The organism is Streptomyces sp. CB02923 (genome assembly GCF_001905005.1).
GTDB lineage: Bacteria > Actinomycetota > Actinomycetes > Streptomycetales > Streptomycetaceae > Streptomyces.
In genome coordinates this window covers 15,272-38,230 of sequence record NZ_LWKZ01000013.1, presented here as the reverse complement: position 1 = coordinate 38,230, position 22,959 = coordinate 15,272, and the positions used below count along the sequence as shown (strand labels likewise).

Below are 22,959 nucleotides of genomic sequence, written 5' to 3'. Positions count from 1 at the left end.
GGCGGGCGGTGCGGCAGCACGCCGTGTCAGTCGGAGGAGTTGAGCTGCCATTTGGGCGGGAACCAGGCCGGCATGGCGGCGGCCTGGTGCCGGTAGGTCTGCTTGATGCGTCTGCGCCCGCTGATTCCGGCGATGTCCGGATGGGCAACCCGGGCATACTTGTCGACCTCGCAGAACAGGTTCTGGCAGTCGATCAGGTGCAGCGGGCGGCCGCGCAGCCCGGCAAAGGCAAGGCCGAGCCGGGCGAAGTGCTCGCCTTGGGTGTCGGCCATGTAGCGGATGACGTCCGCCTCGATGCCGTCGGCCGCCGCGCCGAAGCACTTGCGGATCCCGTCGCGTGCTCCGGGCCCGGCGACGACGAAGTCCATCTCCGAGAACGGCATCGCGGCCGCGTAGTTGAGGTCGATCACGAACTGGTAGGCCAGGAAGGGCCCGATCGCCGGGAAGCCCAGCAGTACCTCGTAGGCGTCCTGCAGCGTGGGCGCGGACAGCACGCGCTGCGGCGCGTCCGAGGCCATCATCATCTCCAGCAGCCGCAGGTGGTTCTGGTGCTTGCGCTCCCCGCCGAGCTGCGGCGGGGGCACGATGTAGGCGGCCGAGTACAACCGCTGCCCTGCGGCGAAAGCCTGCGAGAGCACGCGGTCGAAGGCGCGGTAGTCGTAGGTGTCCCACCGCACCTCTCCCAGTTCCCCGGTCAGCAACCGCCACGTCGAGGTCTTGTTGAAGATCTTGAACAGCAGGGTCCGGAAGAAGACTTCCTCCCACGCCTGCTCGCCCTGGTAGATCACGCCGCCGATCAGGTTCTGGCTGACCCGGTCGGCGGCCCGGAAGCAGTTGGTGAAACGGTAGCGTTGCAGGATCGGGTCGTCGGCGAACGGACCCTCTCCCCCAGCAAGCCGCGCCTCGTAGACCTTCTGGCGCGCCGCCGCAAAGCGCCAGTAGGTGTCGAACACCGGCGTCGCATTCAGCGTGCGGCCTGCCACGCGAACCTTCACAGGGCCGTGGTCTAAGTCCCTCTGCTCTGAACGCTCTTGCAGCATCGTCGCCATGGGCTCAATATATATTGGATATAGATAAGTGTCAGCGAGGGGGACGTGTGGAATTGCTTTGGCAGCGTCCACGACGCAAGACACTGGTCGACTGGCCGGAGGACGTGGACGCAAGGCTGGACGTCCTGGTCCGGGCCGCGGCCGCCGCCGGGGAGCAGACGTCGCGCTCACAGGTACTGGCCGCACTCGTGACGGCGGCCGAGGTCCGCCCCGCCCTCATCGCCGAACTCCTCCACTCCTACCGCCAGATGCCCGCCGATGCCCTCGAAGCGGACAACACGCGCGACGACCTGCCGCTCGTACGCTCTCCCGGACGCACCCGGCACAGGAGATGACACCGCTTCCGCCACAACGCTCTCCCCCAGGCTCCTGCGGTGACTCAACCAACGTCACCAAACGCCATGAGGTCACGGCTGCGTGCACCGCCCTTTGACAGGCGGCCTCTCCGGCATGCCGCAGACCTCGGCCGATCGACTCGGCGAAGAGATTCAGGGCAGAGGCCGCGCCCCGAGTCGGCATCCGACGCCAGGCACCAGACGTACGTACAGAGGCCGAGGTGCTCAACCGCCCGTCAGCGTGCGCCGATGCGGTACAGAACCAACCACGCAGCAGCCCTCGAACCGTCGCCCCATCCCGGCAAGTCCGCCACGGTCGCCGTCGAGCACAAGAACGCCGCGCTGCGCGCCTTCCAGAACCTGGCAGGGCTGTTCCTGCGCCACCTGCCCAAACTGGGCACGCAGGACGCGTTCCGGCTCGCAGGTCTGACCGCCCTGTCGATCAGTGCAGCCTGGCCGCACGGCCGGCCTCCCGAAGCGCTGCTGGCCGCCTACGCCGCCGATCCGGCGCTGACCCCCATGCGCGCGGGCAGGGACGGCGGGCAGGCCGCCGGCGAAGACGTCAGCGCCGTGGGAACGTACCACCGCGCACCACCATGCAGCGGACGTGAGCGGGCCCGGTCACGCCCCGGCCGACGTGTGCTCCTCCTCCGTGCGGCACCCGACACCCCCTCAGGCGGCGAAGCCGATGTTCATGACGTACTCGTAGGAGCCGTAGTCGGAGCCGAGGTCGGCGGTGATGCCGGTGAACCAGGCGTCGTCCATGGCCTCGTTGTCGCCGGCCGCCCATGCCTGGACCATGCGGTCCCAGTGGCGCACGTTCAGGCTGCGGAAGGTGACGGCCCGCTGGTAGGGGCGGGGGACCTGGGACTGGTTGAGGGGGTGGAACTCGACGCGGGTGCCGCGTCCGCCGCGGTTGAGGCGTTGCAGGAGGTGGCGGGCGACGTTCTGGCGGCGTACCTGCCGGTAGGCGGCCTCGAGTTGGGCGAGGCTCTTCTTCGACGGTGTCGCCTTGCCGTCGGCCCAGCGCTTCAGGGTGCGGTCGGTGACCTTCAGGCCCGCCTGGCGGGCGGCGGCCCTGGCGTGCTCGGTTCGGGTGAGGTAGTGCAGGCGGGCGAGCATGCCGCGGCGCTGGGTGATGGGAGTGGCGATGAACTCGACGAGGGTGTCGAGCTGGCGGGCGGCGGCCTCGTAGCCCTTGATCCCCTGGGCGCCGTACTTGCCGAACTCGTGGTTCCTGTCCGGCACTTACGCCTCCTCAGTGTGCGGCGCCGCCGCGTCTGCGGTGCCCGCCGTGTAGATGTCCTTGATCTTGACTTCGGTAACGCCGCGGCCCTCCGGGAAGACACGCCGCCAGTCGCCGATGACGTGGAGTTCGTCGGTGCCCATCGCGCGCACCACGGTCAAGCCCGCATCGTGGGCCTTGAGGGCCTTCATCCAGAGGTTGGCGAAGGCCTGCGAGCGGATCAGGTGCATCCAGTCCGGCCGGTACAGCTCACGGTTGTAGTTCGAGGTCCCCATCGTGGAGACGAACTTGGAGTACATCGCCTTCACATACTCCAGCGTGACCTCATCGCCGTCGGCGATCGCCGTATCCCGGGCGTCTTTGAGGGCGATGCGGAACTTCTCCAGCAGTCCCTCGGTCGCCCCCGAGGTGTAGGACTCGTGGATCTCGGGCGGGTCGCACAGGGCGTACTTCGGGCCCGACAGGCGCAACAGCAGGCGCAGGGTCGGCTCGGTCACCCACAAGGGGCCCGGCTCGTCGCGCTGGCCGATCGGGTTCGGGAGCACGTCCTCATGGTCCCAGGAAGGTGGGGTGATCAAGTGCACGCCCGCCCGGCGGCGGTCGTGGCCGACCCCGCCCGAGGAATGTTCCAGCTGACCGAGCGGGAGGTGGGTCTTCAGCGCGGAGAGGTAGGCGCCGTTGATATCGAGGGCGGTCACCTCGTGCTCGCCGGGCGGGAGGTGGGCCCTGGTCCACTTCGGGCGGGCCTCCCACACCTGGTCCGCGCCCCGCGACGACTGCCTCTTGAGGATGTCCGGCATCCATGGGTGCGCGATCACGTCGTAGCGGCCGCCGATCCGGGTGGCATCCAGGAGCGCCATCGCGTCCGGGATCGCCTTCCGCGCCAGGGCCGCGGTCGCCGCCTCGACATCGCCCTCACTGGCGGCCAGTGCCGCCTCGACGACCCGGCCGATCAGATCGGCCGGCTCGCCCGCGAGCTGGAAGGCGCGGCCGACCGGCGGCCTGGGCCGCTCGGCGCGGCGGGTCGGCTGGGCCGGCCGGTGCTCGGGGCGGGCGTTCGCGGACCGGGCGGACGGCAGTGGAGATGGTGCGGCCGGAGCCGGTGTCGCTTCTTGCTCCGCTGCCGCCGGTGCGCCGGCCGCGACCGGCCGGCAGTCGGCTGGATCGAGATGCTGTGGGAACCCGGCCACCCGCTGCCCGGCCGGATTCGAGCACAGCACACATGACTCCGGCACGGCCAGCGCCTCGACATCGTCGGCCTCGTCGTCAACGGGCGACGCCGAGGGTTCGCCGGAACCCGATACCGCAGGCGCCGGGGGCGGGGCTGTTTCCGTCTCAGGGATGTCAGAGGCATCGGGGGTTGCGATCTTCGCGGCGAGGCCGTCCAGGAGGTAGGCGTACTTCGTACGGGCCTCGCCAGAGGGGTCCCGGCCCGTCTCCCAGCCGGCCAGCGTGGACGGGCTCACCCCGAGCGTCCGCGCCACCTGCGCCTTCGACAAGCCTGCCTGCTCGCGCAGTTCACGGCGTACGGCCGCATCCGGCAGGCCGGCCTCGGGGGCGACGGAGGCGAGCAGGGAGTCGATTGCGTCGAAGCCGCTCATCACCGGCTCCCCTGTGCATCCCCGCGCTGGGCGCGGCGCCGCTCGGCGAGGGCCGGAGTAACGGTCTCCTTCACCCGCTGCTGACCCCATCCGGTGATCTCCGCGGCCCGGCCGATCCGGCCGTGCACCGGACGCCCGGTGACCGGGTCCCGGGCCAGGAACACCCTCAGGGCGGCAGCCACCTGCTCCTCCGCGACCCTCAACACCTCGACCGCCGCTACGAGTTCACGCTCGACATTCGCATCCAACACATCCCCAATGATACCAATTCCACTGACATAATCAATTCTTTGATAGTCAGCAATATGCGGACAGTAGTGGACCCGCCCTATCCCGGGAATCGCCTCGGCGGCCGGTCGGCAAGAACCACACCCCCTGCGCGCACCCTGCGCCGCGCCGTCGCGTCCCAGACGGGGCGGGGCTTTCCCCAAGAGGTGGCTTTGAGGGCCGCTGCCGACCGCGCGGACTGTGCGACGCCTGGTCCTCCCGGTCCTCCCGGTCCTCCCGGTCCTCCCGGGCTCGGGCTGCGGGCAGGTGCTGGTTCAGGCCTCCATGAGGCGGTGGTCGTCCTCGATCTGCTGGACCAGCTCGTCTGCGGGGATGCGGGTGAAAGCGCTCATCCGGGCGAGGGTGAGACCGCTGACCAGGCCGGTGGCCGCGATTTCGGTCAGGGCCCGGTCGATGCGGGCCCGGGCGGCGGCGAGACTGACCAGGGCGAGCTCGGCGCCGTCCGCGGCCGGCATCGCCCCCTCGATGGCCAGGTCGGCCAGGTCGCGTACCGCATCGGTGATCAGTCCGGTGACGTATTCCGCCGTGTCCAGGCCGGCGGCGCCCGCCCAGGTGCGCTCGTAAGGCGCCGGTCCGGCCGGGCCGGCGCTGGCGTGCTGCGCGCGGCAGGCGGTGATGTGCTGCCACACCCACCGGCAGGACACCGGGCACCGGCCGGTGCGCCAGGTCAGCTCCCGGTACAGCTCGAAGATGCCGCGGCGCTGCTCGGGCGCCGTGGCCTGGTCCTTTTCCAGCAGCATCGCCAGGCACTGGCGGACCGACGCGAGCGCTTCTTCATCGGCCGGGATGTCGAGTTCCATGGGCACTACGGCCGTAAGCGCCTCCATGACCGTGCGGCCTTCGACGCCGTGGCGCTCGGCCAGGGCCTCAGGCTGCTGCTCGCCCGCGTGGTAGTCACGGCGGATCGCGGCGAGGAGTTCAGGGGCCGGCTCGGTCATCGTCTGCTCCCTGATCTTTGTCAGCGCCTTGTCGGGGTGGAACGGCTCTTGCGTGTCCTGCTCAGCCGCAGCGGCCCTTCGCTGCGCATCCGGTCCAGGTTCCCGAAGCAGTGCGCGGCCTGAAGGAGGCCTGCGGCCCACGCTGGTATCTGCGCCGGACGGCCGGAGGGTGTCCGGGAGTCGGACGGTGGCGCGGTGGGGCCGGGCAACTGGGAGGGCGGACGGCCGGTGAGGATGCGCAGGGCCAGTGCCGCGGCGTGGACGGGGTGGGCGATGCGCGCGTGCAGCCGGTGCGCGAGGAACAAGGTGTGCTCATCGGGCTCGGGTGGGAAACGGCCGGGTGCGGGCAGCGGAAGCACGGTGCGGTTCAGGCGTTTGGAGGCCGCCTCGAGGTCGGCGCGGGACGTCTTGCGCCGCAGGGACAGCCAGAAGCACGGCTCACCCGGGTGGGGCGGGAACTGCGCGGTGGCTTGCCACCACGCGAAGTGGCCGGCCGTGTGCGGCTCCGGCCCGGCCGCCGCCAGGACACGGCGGGCCGCGGTCAGGGTATGCACCTGCTCGGGTGCCAGCGCCGGCAGGACGTCGGCCAGGGCGGCCGGAACGGGGCCGTGGCACAGCAGGGTCAGGCGCATGCCGGTCAACTCCCGCAGGGCGAAGAGGTGTTCAAAGTGCCGGGAGCTGATGCGGTGGGCCCGGGTGACCACGAGGTGGCCGATGCGCAGCGCCAGCATCCAGGCGGCCGCCGCGCGCCAGGCGATCTCGGCCTGGGCCGCCCAGGCGACGGCCTCCGGGCTCCCGTGGAGCGGGAGGTGCTTGCCCAGGGCGCGCAGCAGATCGTGGGCGAGGGATGCAGGGGCGCCGGCCACCGGGGTGGGATGAACGGTGATGCGGCCGCGCGCGGGGGTATGAGCGGCCAGGGCGGCGGCCATGAAGGCGTAGTCGTCGCCGACGTCGTGGACCGCGCTGAGGGGCGGCAAGCCGGGGCGGGTGCTCCCCGGTGACCATGTCGGGCGCCACGGGCCGGTCCTCTGCTCACCCGCGGCCGTCTCGCGCGGCGTCATCGCCCGGTCCCTGTCGCCGGTGATGGCGTACCGGCCGCCGCGGTGGCGGGCGCTGCGGCGTCGGCGGACACGCCGGAGGCAGGCAGTGGATGGTCGGCCAGGCCGAGGGCGAACAGCACGTCGGGGTGCGGGGTCGGCTCGCCGTCGAAGGGGGCCAGCAGTCGGCGCCCCTGAAGGCGCGGGAGCTGCCCGGCGGGCACGGCGTGGGGACGATGGTGGGCGGCCGCGTGCAGCAGGCGCATCAGGGCGGCGGCCTCGCCCGGGCTGAGGCTGGCCGCGGTATGACCTCCCTCGTGCAGGTTCTGCTCCTGTGCGGCGGTGAGCAGGCCGGGCTGCACCGCCAGGTGGAGGGTGGTGTCGGTGTTCACGAGCCGGTGCGGGCCCGCCTGCTGCTCGAGCTGGACGGCCAGGGCCGCCGCGGCATGCTGCAGCCGGTGCGCCGGCCACTGAAGGGCCGAGGCCAGGTCGTCGGGGTGGACACGGCCGGTCTGCAGCAGGGCGGCGTGCAGCACGGTGGCATACGGGGCCTTCCCCGCCGGCCCCGAGCGGGGCCGAGGCTGCGGGCGCCGGGTGGGCCCGCCCTCGTGCAGCAGCGAGGCGGGGTCGGTGTCCAGGGCGCGGGCCAGGGCGAACAGCGCTGCGGCCGAAAGGGTGCGGGGGTTGAGGCGCTTGTCCCAGTCGGTGGTGGGGATGCCGGTCAGGGCGGCCAGGTCCTCGTCGGTGAGATCGCGTGCACGGGCGCGCTCACGGCACAGCGCCAGATCGAAGGTCATCATGTCCGTCGTGTCCCGCCCGTCGAGCGGCAGTTCGTCCCTCATGGGCGCACCCGGCCCAGGCGCGGCAGAACATCCAGGGCGGGCAGGGTGGGGGTGTGCAGGTGCCAGCCGCGGGCGGCGGTGTGCCAGTCGTCGTCGGTGTGCGGGTGGTTCAGGGTGGGGACGGCCAGGCCCGCGTCGGCGATCAGGGACTCGAGGCGGGGCGTGGTGCCGAAGCAGTTCGCGAACAGGCCGTGCGCAGGAGCGGTGCGCGGGGTGCGGCGGCGGAATGCGAGCGCGGCGGCAAGCAGCGGGCGGGCACGGGGCGGGATCGCGTACAGGTGCCGCGCCGTGGGCGGCGCGCCGGGGCTGATCCGACCGTCACGGTCAATGGCCACCTGCGTGGCCCCCTCGTCGACGCCGGCGATCTGCGTCATCGCCAGCAGCGAGGTGGCGGTGCCGGTGAACAGCAGGGCCGCGACGGCGGCGGCGCGCAGCGGGTTGGGCAGCCGCATCGTGATCGTGTGCACGGTGCGCGGGGTCAGGGGCACGGTGGTGATCCCGGGCCCGGCGCGGCGGGTGAGGTCGTCGGGCACATTCAGCAGCACCGCACAGGTCAGCAGGCCGGCCTGGGCACCGCGTACGCGGGCCACGGTGTGCTCGGGACTGGGGCTGGACGCAGTGAGCCGGGACAGGAACAGCCGCAGCGCCTCACTCTCGTGCAGGTCAAACGCGGTCGGCCCGGCCGGACCGACGTCTTCGCTGCCTGCGCTGCTGGTGGGGGCGGGTGACGCCTTCGCCGGCAGGGTGCGGGCCAGCCAGGTGCGGGCGGCGGCGTAGCCGGCGCGGTACTGGCCGTCGGTATGGGCGAAGTCGGCCCCGTTCTGGCGGCGCCAGGCTTGCGCGCGGAAGGCGGCAACCGAGGCACGCGGTACGGCGGGAAGGGGGTAGGCGTGATCGGGCGGGGGCGGGCCGATGGGCCGGCGGGCGGCGGCCGGGCCGATCGCGTCGAGGACCGCCTCCGCGCCTTGCACGTGCACCACGTCCGTCATAGCGGCGGCGGCCAGGTGCTCCGTCAGGCGCCGGATGCCGGCCGGATCCGGAGTGTGGGCGATCAGGGTGAGGCGGATACCGGTCTCGGTGCGCCAGACGGCCAGCCGGCGCAGCCGCTCGACGGTGAGACGGTGGGCGCGCAGCACGATCACCTCGCGGACCCCGGCGGTCAGGATCCAGCAGGTCACCGCCCGCCAGGCCGGGTCGGTGGACATCCGCTCCGCGCCCTCGCGGGAGAACCCGGACCGGCCCATCGCGCGCAGCACATCCAGCGCAAGGTAGGCGGGGCTGGTGGTGTTGGGGGTGGGATCGACGGCGATCCGGCCGCGGGCCGCGTCCGCCCACTGGTAGGCGGCCCGGTGCACCGTACGGTCGTCCTCGCCGTCGAGCAGCAGCCGCACCGGCCCCGCCGCGACGGCCGCGGGCGGGGGCGGCGTCGATGCCGGGCGGTCCGGTACACCGCCGGCAGCGACCGCGGGCGCCGACAGCGTCATGCGCACCGTCCGCCGTCGATCCGGTCGGCGACCGCCGCGAGCAGCCGCCCGTCGGGCACGTCGGCCCGGGCACGGGCCAGCAGCTGCCGGGTGTGATGGGTGATCACGGCCCAGCGGCGCAGCGCGCCGCCGGCCAGCCGGGCATCCAGCGCCATCAGGACACCGGCCTCGACGCCCCGCCACACCGGGTGCAGCGCGTGCAGGGCGAGCGGGATCTGATCGCGCATGAGGGGCTGAACGTGGAGCCAGCCGGCGGTGCGGGTGGCGAGCATCCGCTGGGCGCGCAGGCGCCGTTCGCCGCGGCGGGCGGCGATGAGGACCACACACAGCCCGCCCGGGGCACCGTCGTGTAGGAAACGCAGGTACTCCATGCAGGACGCCGACAATCGGTGGGCGTCCTCGACCACCACGATCCGCGGCCGATCGGCCAGCGCGTGCCGGATCAGCGTGTCCGCGGCCCCCGGATCGGCAGGCGCCTGGCCGAGTAGTCCCAGGGTCCGGTGCAGGGCGCTGCGCAGGTCCGCCGGCGCCGGCTGTGCCCTGAACTCGAGCGACAGCAGCGAGCCGAGTTCGCCAAGACGGCGTGTGGCGGCATGGACGGCGAAGGTCTTGCCGACCCCGGCGTCGCCCAGCACGCACAGGAAACGGCGCTCGGCCGCGGCGGCGGCGAGCGCTAAGCCCACCGCGAGCATCGCCGGGGTGAGCAGCGTCCGCATCCCCTCAACACGCAGAAAATGCAGGCCGGACAAGGCAGCGTCGTCGCCCAGGACAGCGAGCGGCCCAGCCGCGGCCGCCTCGCCCCACACGGAGTGCGCGGAAAACCCTGGAGACTCGGCGGACTCGGTGGTCAGCATCGGCCCAACGCCCAGTCCACGACACGGTCGTCGACCTGGTCGGCCCCGAAGTACTCCATGCCCTTGAGGACATGCTTGGTGACCTTGACCCATTCACGGAACGAGCCGAGCGCGTACTGGGTGTCGATCCGCTTCAGCAGCGCCTCGTCCACGCCCCGCCACACGGGGTGGGAGTCGGGGACCGCCTTGAGGATCTCCCCCTCGGTCATCGCGAGAATCTCCAGGCGGATGTAGATCCGGGAGGCGAGGGCCGGGTCGCTCTGCAGCGTCTCGTAGGCCTCGCGGCCGCCGACGAACACGATGGCGGGCTTGGGCTCGCAGTTGTCCCACAGCTTGCGCAGGAACTCGAAATTCTCCCGCCGGTACTGCTGCGCCTCGTCACACACGATCACATACGGGCGCCGCGGCAGGGCCTCGCGCAACAGCTTGTCGAACGCGGTCGGCGTGCCGGGCATCTTGCAGTTGAGCCGCATCTGATGGAACAGCTCCTCGCGCAGGTCCTTCGGCCCGGGGCGGGAGCGGGCGAAGTCGAGCGGCAAGATCAGGTCGGGGTTCATCTCCTGGATCGTGGCCCGGGTGGAAAAGCTCTTACCGAGTCCGGGGTCACCGTAGATCACGGACATGGCCTGCGACTCGACGGTGTCGATGACGGTGTCCTTGATCTGCAGCAGGGTGTCCGTGGCGACCAGCGTGGAGTCCTTGAGACCGAGGAAGTGCTGCGGGCGCAGATCGGGGCGGCGCCGCGATATCTCACTCTCGGCCGTGGCGGCCGGCTGGCGGCGCTGACCAAGATGCTTGCGCTTGGAGGCAGTTGCCACGAGGCGTCATCCTTTGACTTCGGTGTCGGTTGTGGTGTCGGCGGATACGGTGCGCTCAAGGTCCTGACCGGGGCGTTTCCACGCAGCCGGGACAGGGGTCAGGGGCCGGTACGGCTGGGTGCGGCGCCGCGGCGCGGCGGGCGCCTTCGCACCGTCCAGTTCGGCGCGGGCCTCGGCCTCGGTCATCCGCAGAGCACGGACGGGCGCCTCGGGCCGGGTGGACGGCAGATGGCGTTCCTGCTTGCGCTCCGCGGAGCGTTTCAAGGCTTGCCGCAGCCGGCTGCTGTGCTCGTCGCGCTCGAGGAGCACCTTGGCGCGCAGCTCCTCGCTCGCCTCGTCGCTCAGGAAGGCCCGGCCCAGATAGCGGTTGCCACGGAAGGTGTACAGGTCGATCTCGTGCGTGTGGTGCGGCATCCACCGCACCCGCACCTCCAGCCCGATCCGGCCCACCCCGTTCTCGGGCATATAGGCGCGACGGTTGAACTCCACCCCGTGACTAGTGATCTTGCGTACCCTGTGGTCGCTCTCCAGCATGAAGGCGCGCAACTCGGACGCGCTCGGCTCGGGCCGGATCTCGGCGGGATCCGCCTGCCAGGCCTCAAGCGGCGTCATCCCGGTGCGCTCGATGACGTGCTCGGTGTTGTACTTATGGACCCACTCCCTCAGCAGGCCGACGAACGCCTCGAAAGTCAGCGGCGGGTCCTGGTCTCCGACGCGGCAGCGGTGATCGAGCCGGGGCGCCTTCGTATAGCGGGGCAGATCGGCGAAGAACCGGGTCATGCTCGTACGGTTCAGCCGCTCGATCCCGCCCTTGTGCCGAGCACTGCGCACCCGGTGCACCGGCACGCCGAGAAGCCCGAAAGCCCGCAGGACGGTCTTGGACAGGAAATCCGCGCCGCCGTCGACACGGACCAGGCACGGCAGCCCGCCGGCCGGACCGTAAGGCGCCTCGCGCAGGACAGAGGCACGTACGGCCGCGAGGACCGAACCGCGGTGCGCGGAACCGGCGGTCACCGCCCAGCCCATCACATAGCCCGAACCGCGGTCCTCGAACCACGTCACCCACACCCGCGACGGCTTCTGGTCCGGCATCAACACCACCGTCTCGGCCTGCTTGTGATCCCCCTCCCACACCTCGTTCCGGGCCACCCGCGGACGCTGGAACGCAGGATCGAAGCCACGGGCCGCCGGAATCCCCTGGCGCAGACCCGCCATGAAACCCGGATCGAGATCCCGGGCGATCGCATCATGCAGCGTCGTCAGACCCGGCGGCTCCTGACCCGCCGCCACCGCCAGCTCGACCAGACGCTCATGAGCACGCTTCACATTGCCCTGACAGTCGGCGAGGACGTCGACGATCTCCTCGGTGACACGGAAGCGGCGACGTTCCGGCTTCTCCACACTGCCGGTCTCCTCCGCCTGCTTCAGCCAGCTCCACACCGTCCTGATGTGCACGCCCACCGCCTCGGCGACCAGCCGCACATGCGCCGTCGTCAACTCCCCCGACGCGCGCAGCCGCAGCAACTCGCGTACCGCGGCGGGACGCAGCTCGTCTCGATGCCTCCCCAAACCGATGTCCACAGCCCCAGGGGCCTCGCCCGCCGTCACCGGAACCGGCAGGCGCGCACAGAGCAGACCGGTATCCGAGCAGTGATCACAGCACCAGCCTCCGGGCAGTCAACTACCGTCCCACACAGGGCAGTTCACGATGAAGCCCGCAACAAGGGCGACGGAGGAGACGCTAGAGCCGTCACCCCGACACACATCCCCGCGACCACTGGGACGGGTGACAGATCCCCGTCCTGCCTCCACCCCGCGCCCTCATGCGCTATAGAGCACGCCACGAAGGAGGAGGTTCGAGAAACACAGCACCGAACGATCCAGGACCACGCCATCACAAATCCGGAAACCCACCACCAAGATCAACCAGCTTGAATGCCCTCTGACCAGCACAAAAGCAACCCCGCATCAATGGCACCAAAACCCGAACTCCCCGGTGAAACCTTCCCCGAACCTCACGGCGGCGCACTGCGCGCCGGCCGATCCGGTCGGCGCGCAGTGCGCCGGGACGGCAGGGGCGGCTCGGTGACGGTGTATCCGGCAAAGAAGGAGGTGAGGATCCCGCGTGAGCGCAGGGTGCGGGCACGACGATTTCGTCTCGCACCTGAGCTGTGATCGACGGCCGGATCGCGTGATCGGAATTTCCCGACTGGTGCGCATGGAGTACATGCAGCCCAGGCGAGCCGTCGATCTTCTGCTGAGCGGGGTGGTGCTGCTCTCGGCCTCTGCGGTGGTAGCGGTGGTGACGGACTGAAATGCCCTCCCGGGCCGTCGCGGTGTCGGCGGCGGGGCGGGAGCGGTGCCTGCGTCCGGCGCCTGCGGCCCAGCCCGGCGAGGGTCGAAACCGGACGGGTTCCCGGACCATGGTGGACCATCCCGGCGCGGCCTGCGCGGCCGGCAGCGCCCCCGCGCCGGCGGCCGCGAACAGATGCGGCGGGATCCCGGTGTCAGAGCTGGCCGCGTGCGTAGCGGCGCACCCGGGCCAGATCCGCTGAGGGGTCCGGCTCGCCCTGGTCGGGGGCGATCACCACGGGGTGCTCCTCGATCACTCCGCGCGCCAGAGCGAAAGCCCGCTCTCCGTCCTCCGCCGCGCCGATCACGAAGCCGAGCCGGTCGAAGCTGTGCCGGACATCCGTCGTCCGCTTGCCGGCCTCGGCCGGCAGGTTGATCTCGACACAGCGTTCCCGCACCTCCTTGCCGAACTCGGGCACGGACTCGACCGTGCCGGGCCGGCCGATCCAGAACGCGATGGCTGCCCCCCGGCTGCGGTCGGCGTTCCAGGGCAGGTCGCTCCGCCCGATGGCGGCCAGCAGCGCCAGCTCCCCGAGGCGTACCCCCGTGGCCAGCTCGACCAGGTGGGGGATGCTGTCGCCGCCGGGGCGGCTGTGGGACTCGACGATCCGCGCCCCGGCGGCCGGGGTGACGATCACCTCCGTGTGCGTGTTGCCGTCCGTCAGACCGACCGCGTCGAGGAAGCGGCCGATCACCTCGGCGAGTTCGGCGGCCGTCCCTCGGGGAACGCCCGGGATGACATGGCCGATCTCGATGAAGTTCTCCAACTTGGCCTTGGCAGTCACGGCGACGAGCTGGTGCGTCCCGGCCTGGCTGAATGCCTCGATGCTGTACTCGGGCCCGGTCAGGAACTCCTCCACCAGCACCGCCTGGTCGACGTCCCGGACGCCGTCGAACGCCTCGCGCAGTGCGACTTCGTCGTCGACTCTGCGTACCGCGAGGCTGCCCCACGCGGAGTCGGGCTTGACAATGACGGGATACCCGAACCGCTCCGCCGCCTCCAGGGCCTCCTCCAGGCCGCCGCACAGGGCACTGCGCACGTGCAACTCGGGGTGTGTGCTGAGGACTTCGCGCATCCGGTGCTTGTTGCGCAGGGTCTCCGTCACCGGCCGTGAGACCGGCGTCGGGATCCCCAGCTCCTCCGCGATCGCAGCCGCCGGCTCCACACCGAACTCGGTGAGCGACAGGACGTGGTTGACGGGCTGCTCGGCATGGAGCTGCCGTGCCGCCTTGACCACGGCCGCGACGTTCGCGAGATCGTCGACGTCGATCACCCGCTCGACCAGGGCACGATGGGCCTCGGTCACCTTGCCCGGCTCGTGCACGAAGCTGATCTCACACGCGTGCCGGCGGGCCGCCTCGAGGAACTGACCCGCCACATGGCCGTACGCGCCGACCAGGACGACGTGGGGCCTCGACGGTATTTCTGCCTTCAACTTGCTGCTCCAACCCTTTGATGTACCGGAACTCAGCCGGCGTGACAGGCGTGGGCGACGGCCTCGCCGCCGGTGGCACCGCCGGTCGTCACGCCGGTGGCACCGCGGCTTCCCGGGCCTGTGCGCTGACCAGGCCGCAGATGCCCAGGCCCGGCGCGTCGGGCAGCACGACCGAAGCGCCCTGGTAGCGCATACCGCCGGTGACGGCGGGGCGCTTGAGCCACCACACGGCGTCGAGGTCGCTGACCATCGTGGTCCCGTAGGCGGCCACCAGGCTGGCCGCGGCGCCGGTGCCGATCTCGCTCTCCAGATTGCAGCCGAGGATGGTGGCCATGCCCTGAGCTCGCGCCAGTTCGAGGAGGGTGCGGGCGGCGCTGAGGCCGCCGCTCTTCGCCAGCTTGACGTTGATCATGTCCGCCGCGCGCCGGCGGATCACCTCCACCAGGTCGCGCACGTCGAAGACGGACTCATCCGCCATGATCGGGGTCCCGACGCGGTCGCTCACCCAGGCCAGGCCCTCCACGTCCCGGCGGGCCACCGGCTGTTCGACGAACTCCGCCCCCACGCCGGCGTCTTCCAGCGAGCGGATGATGCGTACCGCCTCGCGGGGCGTCCAGCCCTGGTTGGCGTCGAGACGGATCCTCACCTCGGGACCGACCGCCTCGCGAACCGCCGTCACGCGGTCGACGTCCGTGGCCGCGTCCGTGCCGACCTTGACCTTCAGCACGTCGAAACCCTCCGCGACCCGGCTCTTGGCCGCCGTGGCCAGGCTGTCCACGGCGCCGACGGCAAGGCTCACGTCGGTGGGCACCACCAGCCGGGAGCCGCCGAGCAGTCGGACCAGCGGGATCCCGAGGCGGACCGCGGCGAGATCATGCAGCGCGATGTCCACCGCGGCCTTGGCCGGCTCGTTGCCGGCCACCGCGCTGCTGACCCTGCGGCAGTTCTCCACCAGGTCGTCGGCGTCGCGACCGATGAGGAGCGGGGCGAACGCCTCGGTGACACATGCCTCGCTGGAGGCGATCGAGGATCCGGTGACCGTCCACACCTCCGGCGCCTCGCCGAAGCCGGAGCGCCCGTCCTGGTCCACGATCTCGACGACGACGGTCGAAAGGTGGGTCAGGGTCGCCAGGGCAGTGGCGAACGGCGTGTGCAGGGGCGCCACCAGACGGTGGACATGGACAGCGGCGATGGTCATCGATCAGCCTCGTTGCACTCAGGGGGTTGCGTCGGACGAACAGCAGGGCACTGCACGGTACGGCGGCCTGATCGGCCCATGCGCGCCGAGAGAGGGTGGCGGACGGTGCCACCACGTCGCTTGCGTGGAAACCACCGGGGAGATTCGGGGAAAGAGGCGGGCGCCCGGCCGGGGCGCGTCCCGCTCGTCACGTCAGGTGCCTGGTGCCGCGGAAGCCGGCCCGGTACCGGCGCGAGACGTAGGACCGGCGTCATGCCGGCGCCTCCGCCGGCGTGCTCCAGCCCCGGCGCACACGCCGTCGGGCCAGGGCGGGGAGGGAGAGGGCGGTGCCGATGCCGCCCATCCACAGGGCGCCGGCCAGTCCGGCGAGCGAGATCATCGCGGAGGCGGCCAGGCTGCCGAGCGGCACCATGCCCCACAGCAGGAATCGCTGCACGGAGTTGACCCGTCCGAGCAGGCCGGGCGGGGTGACGGTCTGTCGCAGCGTCAGGGAGATGGGCCCGAAGACCGCGTTGGCGAAGCCTTGCAAGATCCCGCCGACGATCAGACCTGCCGTCCAGCCGACGGAACCGAAGACCGGCATAGCGGCGCAGCCGAGGATGTTGACCACGAGGCTGAGGATCAGCGCCCGGGAGGTCCCGATCCCGTCCATGATGCGCTTGGAGAGCAGGCTGCCGACGGGGTAGCCGAGACCTGCCAGTCCCAGCACCAGGCCGATCTCCCCGGTGGACATGCCCCAGGTGTAGTGCAGGTAGAGGACCAGGCTGGCTTCCAGCACGCTGAGGAAGAAGACGTAGACCGCCCCGGCGCTGAGCACGGGTTCCAGCCAGGGGTGGCGCAGCACGAAACTCAGCCCCTCGCGGATCTCCCGGACCATGCCCACGCGCTCCGCGGGCGCCGCCTCCGGCTCGGGCTCGCGATGCCGGATGGCCGTGATGGCTCCGAAGGACAGCAGGAAGGAGCCGGCGTTCAGGGCGATGGTGGCGAGCGGGCCGAAGAAGGCGACCAGCGGCCCCGCCGCCACCGGCCCCAGCGTCTTGGATGCCGACTCGGAGAGGTAGAGCCGGCTGTTGCCGCGGTGCAGTTCGTCCGGATCGGAGATGAGACTCGGCAGATAGGTCGTATAGGCCACCTGGAAGAACACCAGCGCGCACCCGCTGATCACCAGAAGGAGCATCAGCAGGACGAAGGAGAGCTGGTGCAGCCAGGCGGCGAGCGCGATCAGGCCGAACACTGCGGCCTGGGTGACGTCGCAGGCCAGCATGACCGCACGGCGTCTGCGCCGGTCGATGAGCGCGCCGGCCGGCAGGCTCAGTATCAGGAACGGCGCGTTCAGCGCGAAGGGGGTCAGCGCCGCCTGGGCGGCCGACAGGTGCAGCACACTGACGGCGAACAGCGGCAGGGCGACCACCATGAAGCTGTCCCCGAGCAGGCTGATCGACTGGCCCGTCCACAGCTTCCAGAAGTCGCCGGGTGCGGCGGGCCGTTGGGCCTTGGAGCCTGTGCCGGTCGCCGGCTCTGTGGTCGCCGACTCGCTCACCGCTGGCCGGTTTCCTGCGTGGGGGCGGCTGAAAGGCGTGGCTCGTTCATCCGGTCACGGGGTGCTGAAGTCGTGGTGCTTCCCCGCCGGCGGTGATGGCCAAAAACCGGCACCATATGTGTCCGGTTCTCGCCACCAGGCGTGTGATGAGCGGGTGCACATGGCCGGTATTCAGCCGCGCGGCCGCGTATGTGCCGCTCGTATCGGGCCAGCGCGAGGGCCGTTCCCGGCGCGGCCCGCACCGGGGGTATTCCGTGTTTGAAGCGGGCAGTAAGCCGTCGCCATGGGCGGCGTGTGAGGACATATGTTGCTCCGTCCGTGCAGGAGGGACCGCTGCGCAGCCGACAGCACAGCCCCACAAACTCGTCATACGTATGAGTAGTGGGACTGTAGCGCACCCGGAGTGGCCAAAGTCCAGCAATAATCAGGCACTTGTCATGCCGTCATTCGTATGACTAGCCTCGTTCCCGTCCGGAGTGCTCCTTGCAACGCACTCAGGGGGATCCATGGAAAATGGGATGCAGCCATGCCGCCGAAAGAATCAGCCATGCCGCCGAAAGAATATGTACTCCTGCTCGGCGCCGACCAGTATCTCCGTGAACGGGCTCTCTTAGGGGCCAAGCAGGCTGCAGATCTCCCCGTCTGGGCAGCCGCGGAAGATGCTGTACGCAAGCCGAACCGCATGTTCGACAACATGCTTTCGGCTGATCCCCTGGACCCGGACTCCTTGCTGAAGGCGATCCACGCGCACGCGGAGCAGGGCTGGCACCCCAGAATCGTCGTTCCGCTCAACGACTGGACGCTGGGTTCGGCGAACACCGTGAACCGTGCCCTGGGGCTGGGCGGGCTGGATGCCACGGTCGTGGTCAACGCCCGCAACAAGCACGCCATGAAGCAGGCTCTCGTGGCCGCCGGCGTCCCGACTCCCCGATCCCTGCCGGTCCAGTGCGAGCAGGAGCTGCTCGACGCCATCGACGCCATCGGTCTGCCCGTGGTCATCAAGCCGTACGACTTCGGCGGCAGCGGAGGGGTCGTGCTGGCCGCCACGCGCGAGGAGGCGGTCGCCGGTCTCGCGGAGGCAAAGGGCGTCGTCGCGGAGTACGGATCGCTGTTGAACATCCAGGGCGACACGTATCTGGTGGAGCAGCTCGTCGACTCCGACGACGAGGTGTCCGTGGAAGTCCTCTGCGGAGCCGGCCGCGCTCAGGTCCTCACCGTGACCGAGAAGTACCTGTCCCCCCGCCCTTGGTTCGCCGAGATGGCGCACCTGGTACCGAGCTACCGCACCGCGGACCGGGAGCTGACCGGCCTCGCCGTACGCGCCTGCACCGCGCTGGGCATCGACCGGGGTCTCGCCCACGTGGAGATCAAGTTCGCCGCGGACGGGACGGCCTGGGTGATCGAGGTCGCCGCCCGGCCGGGCGGCGACGGGATCATGGACCAGGTCGAGCGGGCCTACTCGCTCAACCCCTACCGGCTGCACGTCGGTTCGTATCTCGGAGACGACCTCCTCGACGTCGTCTGCGCCACGCCGCCCACCAAGACGTCGGCCATCGCGTTCCTCAAGTGCCCGCCCGGACGGATCCTGGACGTGCGCGATGACATCCCGCTGCCGCCCGAGGTGCGGAGCATGTACATCGGCGCCAAGCGGGGTGACCTCTCCCGGTCCGCCAGGAACTGGAGCACCAGGGAGGGCTACATCGAACTTGAATGGGACGAACTGTTCACGGAGAGGACCTGGCTGCCGATGGCCATGGCGCAGAAGGTCGCCGATGACACGTTCGTGATCGGCGAGGCGGCCGACGAGTGAAACCGCACCCGCTCTGCCGCCGGACCGGATCACCAGCCCTGGTCGGCCGCTCGGTGCCGGGCGCGTCCTGTCCTACGATGGCGCCATGAGCGATCACTCCAAGGCGCCGGTCACCCCTGTCGATGCCTTTGAACCGCCGTACTACATGTCGGTCTTCACCGCGGTGCGCACCGAGGACCAGAGCGGCTACGGCGAGACCGTCGCCCGCATGGAAGAGCTGGTGAAAGAGGTCCCCGGATACCTCGGAATGGACTTCGCGGAGTCCCCCGGCGGACTGGCCGTCACCATCGCCTACTTCCGCGACGCCGACAGCCTCGCCCGGTGGCGGCGCAACGCCGAGCATCTGGCGGCGCAGAAGCGCGGGCAGGACCAGTGGTACCAGAGCTACTCGCTCCATGTGGCGAAAGTGGAGCGGAGCCACGGATTCGTGCGGGCATAGGTCCCGCGGAGTACGGCAACGGGACGGCCACCGACGTGACTTCGGCGGCCGTCCCGTTGTCGTACTCGTGCGCGCACCGAACGGGCTGCTGACGGCCCAGGGCCGCCACGCATCGGCCGGCCTCAAGTGGACCAGTGACGCCGCGTGGAAGTGGCCCGTTGAGGCGCTGCGCCCCGGCCTACGGTGATCGCAGAGTACGGCACCCCCTATCGCCTCCCGCAGCAGGAGTGGATATCTGTGCCCAGAAGGCCTTTGTCGATCTGCGTCGTCGGAGTCGGCCCGCGCGGCCTTTCTGTACTGGAACGGTTGTGCGCCAATGCTCGTCGCTCACCAGGACGTGAGCGCGTCCACGTCTATCTGGTCGACCCCTGGCCGGCCGGCGCCGGCGCGGTATGGCGCACCGATCAGTCCCGGCAACTGCTGATGAACACCGTGGCGTGCCAGATCACGGTGTGGACCGACCGGAGTGTGTCGATGGACGGGCCGGTGGAGCCCGGCCCCAGCCTGTATGAATGGGCACAGGAGGTCAGCGGCGCGAGCGGACATGACGCGGCCGTCCGGGACGAGTGGGTTGTGGCCGAGGCACGCCGGCTGGGCAGCGACGACTATCCGACGCGGGCCTTCTTCGGCAGCTACCTGCGGGAGATGTTCGCCCGTATATGCCTGGCGGCCCCGCCGCACGTCGACATCACCACCCACTGCACCCGAGCGGTGGCCCTCGGCGGGGGACACGACGGTGCGATGCAGCAGAGCGTGCTGCTGGAGAACGGGCGGCTGATCGAGGGCCTGGACGCCGTGGTCCTCTCCCAGGGGCATGTCGGCGCCGAACTCGGCGATCAAGAACGGCTGTTGTCCAACCGGGCACGGGAGCAGGGACTGCTCTACGTCCCTCCCGCCAACCCGTCCGACGTGGACCTCTCCGGCATTGCCCCGGGCGAGCAGGTTCTGCTGCGCGGCCTGGGCCTGAACTTCTTCGACCACATGGTGTTGCTCACCAGTGGCCGCGGCGGCCGGTTCGTGCGGCACGGCTCGGAGCTGGTGTACGAGAAGTCGGGGCTGGAGCCCCGGTTGTGCGCCACGTCGCGGCGGGGCATCCCGTATCACGCGCGCGGCGAGAACGAGAAAGGGGCGTGCGGCCGGTACGTCCCGCGGCTGCTGACCGCGCAGCGCATCGCGCAGCTGCGCCATCGCGCCCAGGACGGTGACCGCGTCTACTTCGGGACCGACCTGTGGCCGCTGATCGCCCGCGAGACGGAGGGCGTCTACTACGGCACCCTGCTGGACAGCTGCGGGCGCAGCTTCGATCGGGAGGTGTTCACCGAGCTGTACCTTGCTGCCGAACCTGAAGCGCACCGGGTGGAGATCCTGGACGCCTTCGGTATCGCGGCCGAGGACCGCTGGGACTGGGACCGGCTCGCCCGTCCCTGCGCCGGACGGCAGTTCGCCGGCCGGGATGCCTTCCACACCTGGCTGATCGAATACCTGCGCCAGGATGTGCTCCGGGCCCGCAGCGGGAATGTGAGCAACCCGGTGAAGGCCGCCCTGGACATTCTGCGCGACCTGCGCAACGAGATCCGCCTCGCCGTCGACCACGGCGGCCTGGACGGCAACTCCCACCGCAACGAGCTGGAAGGCTGGTACACGCCCCTCAACGCCTTCCTGTCGATCGGACCGCCCGCCGTCCGCATCGAGCAGATGGTCGCGCTGATCAAGGCCGGGATCCTGCAGGTGACCGGCCCGGGCGTCAAGATCCACGCGGACCCGCACCGGCCGGGCTTCGTGTGCACCTCCCACGACATACCGGCGCCGCCGGTCAGGGCACGTGTCCTCATCGAGGCCCGGCTGTCCGAGCCCGACCTGCGCCGGACCACCGACCCTTTGATGCGGCAGCTGCTGGACGACGGGCACATCACGCCCTTCCGGATCGAGGGTGGCTGCGGAACGGCCTACGAGACCGGCGGACTTGCCGTGACTGCCTGCCCCGGTCACGTCATCGACGCCCGCGGCCGCGCCCACCCGCGCCGCTTCGCACACGGCGTGCCCACCGAGTCCGTTCACTGGGTGACGGCCGCCGCCGCACGCCCCGGTGTCGACTCCGTCAGTCTCGGTGACGCGGATGCCATCGCCCGCGCCGTCCTCGCGCTCCCACCCGCCCGGGCCACCGGCGGGTCCGGAACCGGCGCACTGGCCGACACCGATGGAGGCGGTACACCGGCCGCAACCGATGGTTTGGCCGGCACCGGCGCAGGGTCCGGCGGAAGGGAAGCGGGTTCATGAGCGCGCCGTGCGGCGTCCCCTTTGATTCGGGGCTTCTCTCCCCCGTCCGGGCAGGCACCCCTGTCGAGGCAGCCGTCGGCGACCATGCCTGGCTTCAGGGCATGCTCGACGCGGAGGCAGCACTCGTGCGGGCCCAGGTCACTCTCGGCACCGTGCCGGCCTGGGCAGCTGAGACCATCGCCGACGCGGCCCGCGCGGAACACTTCGACCTCCGTGCTCTGGCCCTCGCTTCCCGCGAGACGGCCAACCCCGTCGTCGGCCTCGTCCGCGCGCTGGCTCAGAAGGTCGCGGCAGAGCACCCCTCGGCGGCCGAGTACGTGCACCGCGGTTCCACCAGCCAGGACATCCTCGACACCGCCGCGATGCTCATCACCGCCCGGGCTCTGCGTCTCATCCGGGCCGACCTGGCTCAGGCGGCCGACGCCCTGGCGGCGCTGGCCCGCGAACACCGCTGCACCCCCATGGCCGCACGCACCCTGGCCCTGCAGGCCGTACCCACCACATTCGGGCTCAAGGCGGCAGGCTGGCGGCAGCTCCTCCTGGACGCCGACACACGCCTGGCCCGGATAGTGGAGCACGGGCTGTACTTCTCCCTCGGCGGGGCCGCGGGCACCCTCGCCGGCTACCTTGAGTACGCCCGGGTCGACGGCGCCGCCGATGCCGTCGCATCCGGCCAGTACCTCGAACAGTTGCTGGACGCCTTCGCCTCGCAGACCGGGCTGGCCCGGCCGCCGCTGCCCTGGCATGCACTGCGCACCCCCCTCGCCGACGTCGCGGCAGCCCTCGCCTTCACGGCGGGAGCAGTGGGCAAACTGGCCCTGGACGTCCAGACACTCAGCCGCACCGAGATCGCGGAAGTCGCCGAACCCTCCAGGGAGGGCAGGGGCGCCTCCTCGGCCATGCCGCACAAGAAGAACCCGGTCCTGTCGACCATGATCCGCAGCGCCGCACTGCAAGTGCCGGTCATCGCCACCGGCCTGACACAGTGCCTCGTCTCGGAGGACGAACGCTCGGGTGGAGCCTGGCATGCGGAGTGGCAGCTGCTGCGGGAGGCCCTGCGGTTGACCGGCGGTGCCACTCACACCGCCGTCGAGCTGGCCGAAGGCTTGACCGTCCGCCAAGAGCGGATGCTCCACAACCTCGACCTGACCGGCAGCCAGATCGTTTCCGAACGCGTCACCGCCCTCCTCGCACCCCGCTTGGGCAAGGCTTCGGCTAAAGAATTGCTGACCGTGGCATCCGCCGAGGCCGCCCGGCTGGGCGTCCCGTTGGCGCGGGTGCTGGCGGGGATGCCACAGGCCGCCGGCATCTTCACCCCGCAGGCACTGGAAGCAGCCTGCGATCCCGCGCACTACACCGGCGCGGCCGCAACGCTTGTGGACCAGGCACTGAAATAGGCTCCCGGCCCGCCCCGC

General features: G+C 70.8%; 19 protein-coding genes and 1 pseudogene. 6 read left to right on the top strand and 14 right to left on the bottom strand.

Annotated elements, in window-relative coordinates:
- Nucleotides 1-26: 26 nt before the first annotated feature.
- Entirely contained in the window at nucleotides 27-1,049 is a 1,023-nt protein-coding gene (locus A6A06_RS17670) for a nucleotide kinase domain-containing protein (RefSeq protein WP_242440794.1), read from the bottom strand.
- A 47-nt stretch (nucleotides 1,050-1,096) separates the two neighbouring features.
- On the opposite strand from A6A06_RS17670, the gene A6A06_RS17665 reads away from it, so the two are divergent.
- Complete coding sequence (locus A6A06_RS17665) at nucleotides 1,097-1,384, top strand: hypothetical protein (RefSeq protein ID WP_058846719.1); 288 nt, start codon at nucleotides 1,097-1,099, stop codon at nucleotides 1,382-1,384.
- A 66-nt stretch (nucleotides 1,385-1,450) separates the two neighbouring features.
- Nucleotides 1,451-1,897 (top strand): annotated as a pseudogene (locus tag A6A06_RS43935) (hypothetical protein); the annotation flags it as partial.
- Between the two features lie 159 nt (nucleotides 1,898-2,056).
- Here the strand turns inward: A6A06_RS43935 and A6A06_RS17660 are convergent.
- From A6A06_RS17660 to A6A06_RS17595, 13 genes are all read right to left on the bottom strand, one after another.
- Nucleotides 2,057-2,632 carry a transcriptional regulator gene (locus tag A6A06_RS17660; protein WP_073762266.1) on the bottom strand — a complete coding sequence of 192 codons (576 nt, stop codon included), beginning with the start codon at nucleotides 2,630-2,632 and terminating at the stop codon, nucleotides 2,057-2,059.
- Entirely contained in the window at nucleotides 2,633-4,231 is a 1,599-nt protein-coding gene (locus A6A06_RS17655) for a helix-turn-helix domain-containing protein (protein WP_073762265.1), read from the bottom strand.
- Nucleotides 4,231-4,482, bottom strand: coding sequence for a hypothetical protein (locus A6A06_RS17650; RefSeq protein WP_242440793.1), 252 nt, complete (start codon nucleotides 4,480-4,482; stop codon nucleotides 4,231-4,233). Before A6A06_RS17650 ends, A6A06_RS17655 begins: the two co-directional genes overlap by 1 nt.
- Before the next feature lie 291 nt (nucleotides 4,483-4,773).
- A complete protein-coding gene (locus A6A06_RS17645) occupies nucleotides 4,774-5,457 on the bottom strand; it encodes a hypothetical protein (RefSeq protein ID WP_073762264.1) in 684 nt (227 codons plus the stop codon).
- A gap of 20 nt (nucleotides 5,458-5,477) precedes the next feature.
- On the bottom strand, nucleotides 5,478-6,434 hold the full coding sequence (locus A6A06_RS17640) for a hypothetical protein (RefSeq protein ID WP_073762263.1): 957 nt from the start codon (nucleotides 6,432-6,434) through the stop codon (nucleotides 5,478-5,480).
- 80 nt (nucleotides 6,435-6,514) lie between these two features.
- On the bottom strand, nucleotides 6,515-7,336 hold the full coding sequence (locus tag A6A06_RS17635; protein WP_073762262.1) for a hypothetical protein: 822 nt from the start codon (nucleotides 7,334-7,336) through the stop codon (nucleotides 6,515-6,517).
- The gene (locus A6A06_RS17630) at nucleotides 7,333-8,820 is read right to left on the bottom strand and encodes a hypothetical protein (RefSeq protein WP_073762272.1); all 1,488 of its coding nucleotides are present in this window, start codon (nucleotides 8,818-8,820) and stop codon (nucleotides 7,333-7,335) included. Before A6A06_RS17630 ends, A6A06_RS17635 begins: the two co-directional genes overlap by 4 nt.
- Nucleotides 8,817-9,674, bottom strand: a complete 858-nt coding sequence (locus A6A06_RS17625; RefSeq protein ID WP_073762261.1) for an ATP-binding protein — start codon at nucleotides 9,672-9,674, stop codon at nucleotides 8,817-8,819. The genes A6A06_RS17630 and A6A06_RS17625 overlap by 4 nt, the downstream gene beginning before the upstream one ends.
- A complete protein-coding gene (locus A6A06_RS17620; protein WP_073762260.1) occupies nucleotides 9,668-10,492 on the bottom strand; it encodes an ATP-binding protein in 825 nt (274 codons plus the stop codon). Before A6A06_RS17620 ends, A6A06_RS17625 begins: the two co-directional genes overlap by 7 nt.
- 6 nt (nucleotides 10,493-10,498) lie before the next feature.
- Nucleotides 10,499-12,073, bottom strand: a complete 1,575-nt coding sequence (locus A6A06_RS17615; protein ID WP_242440792.1) for a Mu transposase C-terminal domain-containing protein — start codon at nucleotides 12,071-12,073, stop codon at nucleotides 10,499-10,501.
- A gap of 926 nt (nucleotides 12,074-12,999) precedes the next feature.
- Nucleotides 13,000-14,280: an ATP-grasp domain-containing protein gene (locus A6A06_RS17605; protein WP_199930950.1), complete on the bottom strand. Its 1,281-nt coding sequence runs from the start codon at nucleotides 14,278-14,280 to the stop codon at nucleotides 13,000-13,002.
- An 88-nt stretch (nucleotides 14,281-14,368) separates the two neighbouring features.
- Nucleotides 14,369-15,478 carry a mandelate racemase/muconate lactonizing enzyme family protein gene (locus A6A06_RS17600; protein WP_073762256.1) on the bottom strand — a complete coding sequence of 370 codons (1,110 nt, stop codon included), beginning with the start codon at nucleotides 15,476-15,478 and terminating at the stop codon, nucleotides 14,369-14,371.
- Nucleotides 15,479-15,728: 250 nt separating this feature from the next.
- Nucleotides 15,729-17,018 (bottom strand): MFS transporter, encoded by a 1,290-nt coding sequence (locus A6A06_RS17595; protein ID WP_073762255.1) that lies wholly within the window; start codon nucleotides 17,016-17,018, stop codon nucleotides 15,729-15,731.
- A 694-nt stretch (nucleotides 17,019-17,712) separates the two neighbouring features.
- Here A6A06_RS17595 and A6A06_RS17590 point away from each other — a divergent pair.
- The 4 genes from A6A06_RS17590 to A6A06_RS17575 all read left to right on the top strand — a co-directional run bounded on the left by A6A06_RS17590 (nucleotide 17,713) and on the right by A6A06_RS17575 (nucleotide 22,941).
- A complete protein-coding gene (locus A6A06_RS17590; protein WP_242440791.1) occupies nucleotides 17,713-18,828 on the top strand; it encodes an ATP-grasp domain-containing protein in 1,116 nt (371 codons plus the stop codon).
- A gap of 85 nt (nucleotides 18,829-18,913) precedes the next feature.
- Nucleotides 18,914-19,267, top strand: a complete 354-nt coding sequence (locus A6A06_RS17585; RefSeq protein WP_073762253.1) for an antibiotic biosynthesis monooxygenase family protein — start codon at nucleotides 18,914-18,916, stop codon at nucleotides 19,265-19,267.
- Between the two features lie 237 nt (nucleotides 19,268-19,504).
- Nucleotides 19,505-21,544, top strand: a complete 2,040-nt coding sequence (locus A6A06_RS17580) for an FAD/NAD(P)-binding protein (protein ID WP_199930949.1) — start codon at nucleotides 19,505-19,507, stop codon at nucleotides 21,542-21,544.
- Nucleotides 21,541-22,941: a class-II fumarase/aspartase family protein gene (locus A6A06_RS17575; protein ID WP_073762251.1), complete on the top strand. Its 1,401-nt coding sequence runs from the start codon at nucleotides 21,541-21,543 to the stop codon at nucleotides 22,939-22,941. Before A6A06_RS17580 ends, A6A06_RS17575 begins: the two co-directional genes overlap by 4 nt.
- Nucleotides 22,942-22,959: the final 18 nt, after the last annotated feature.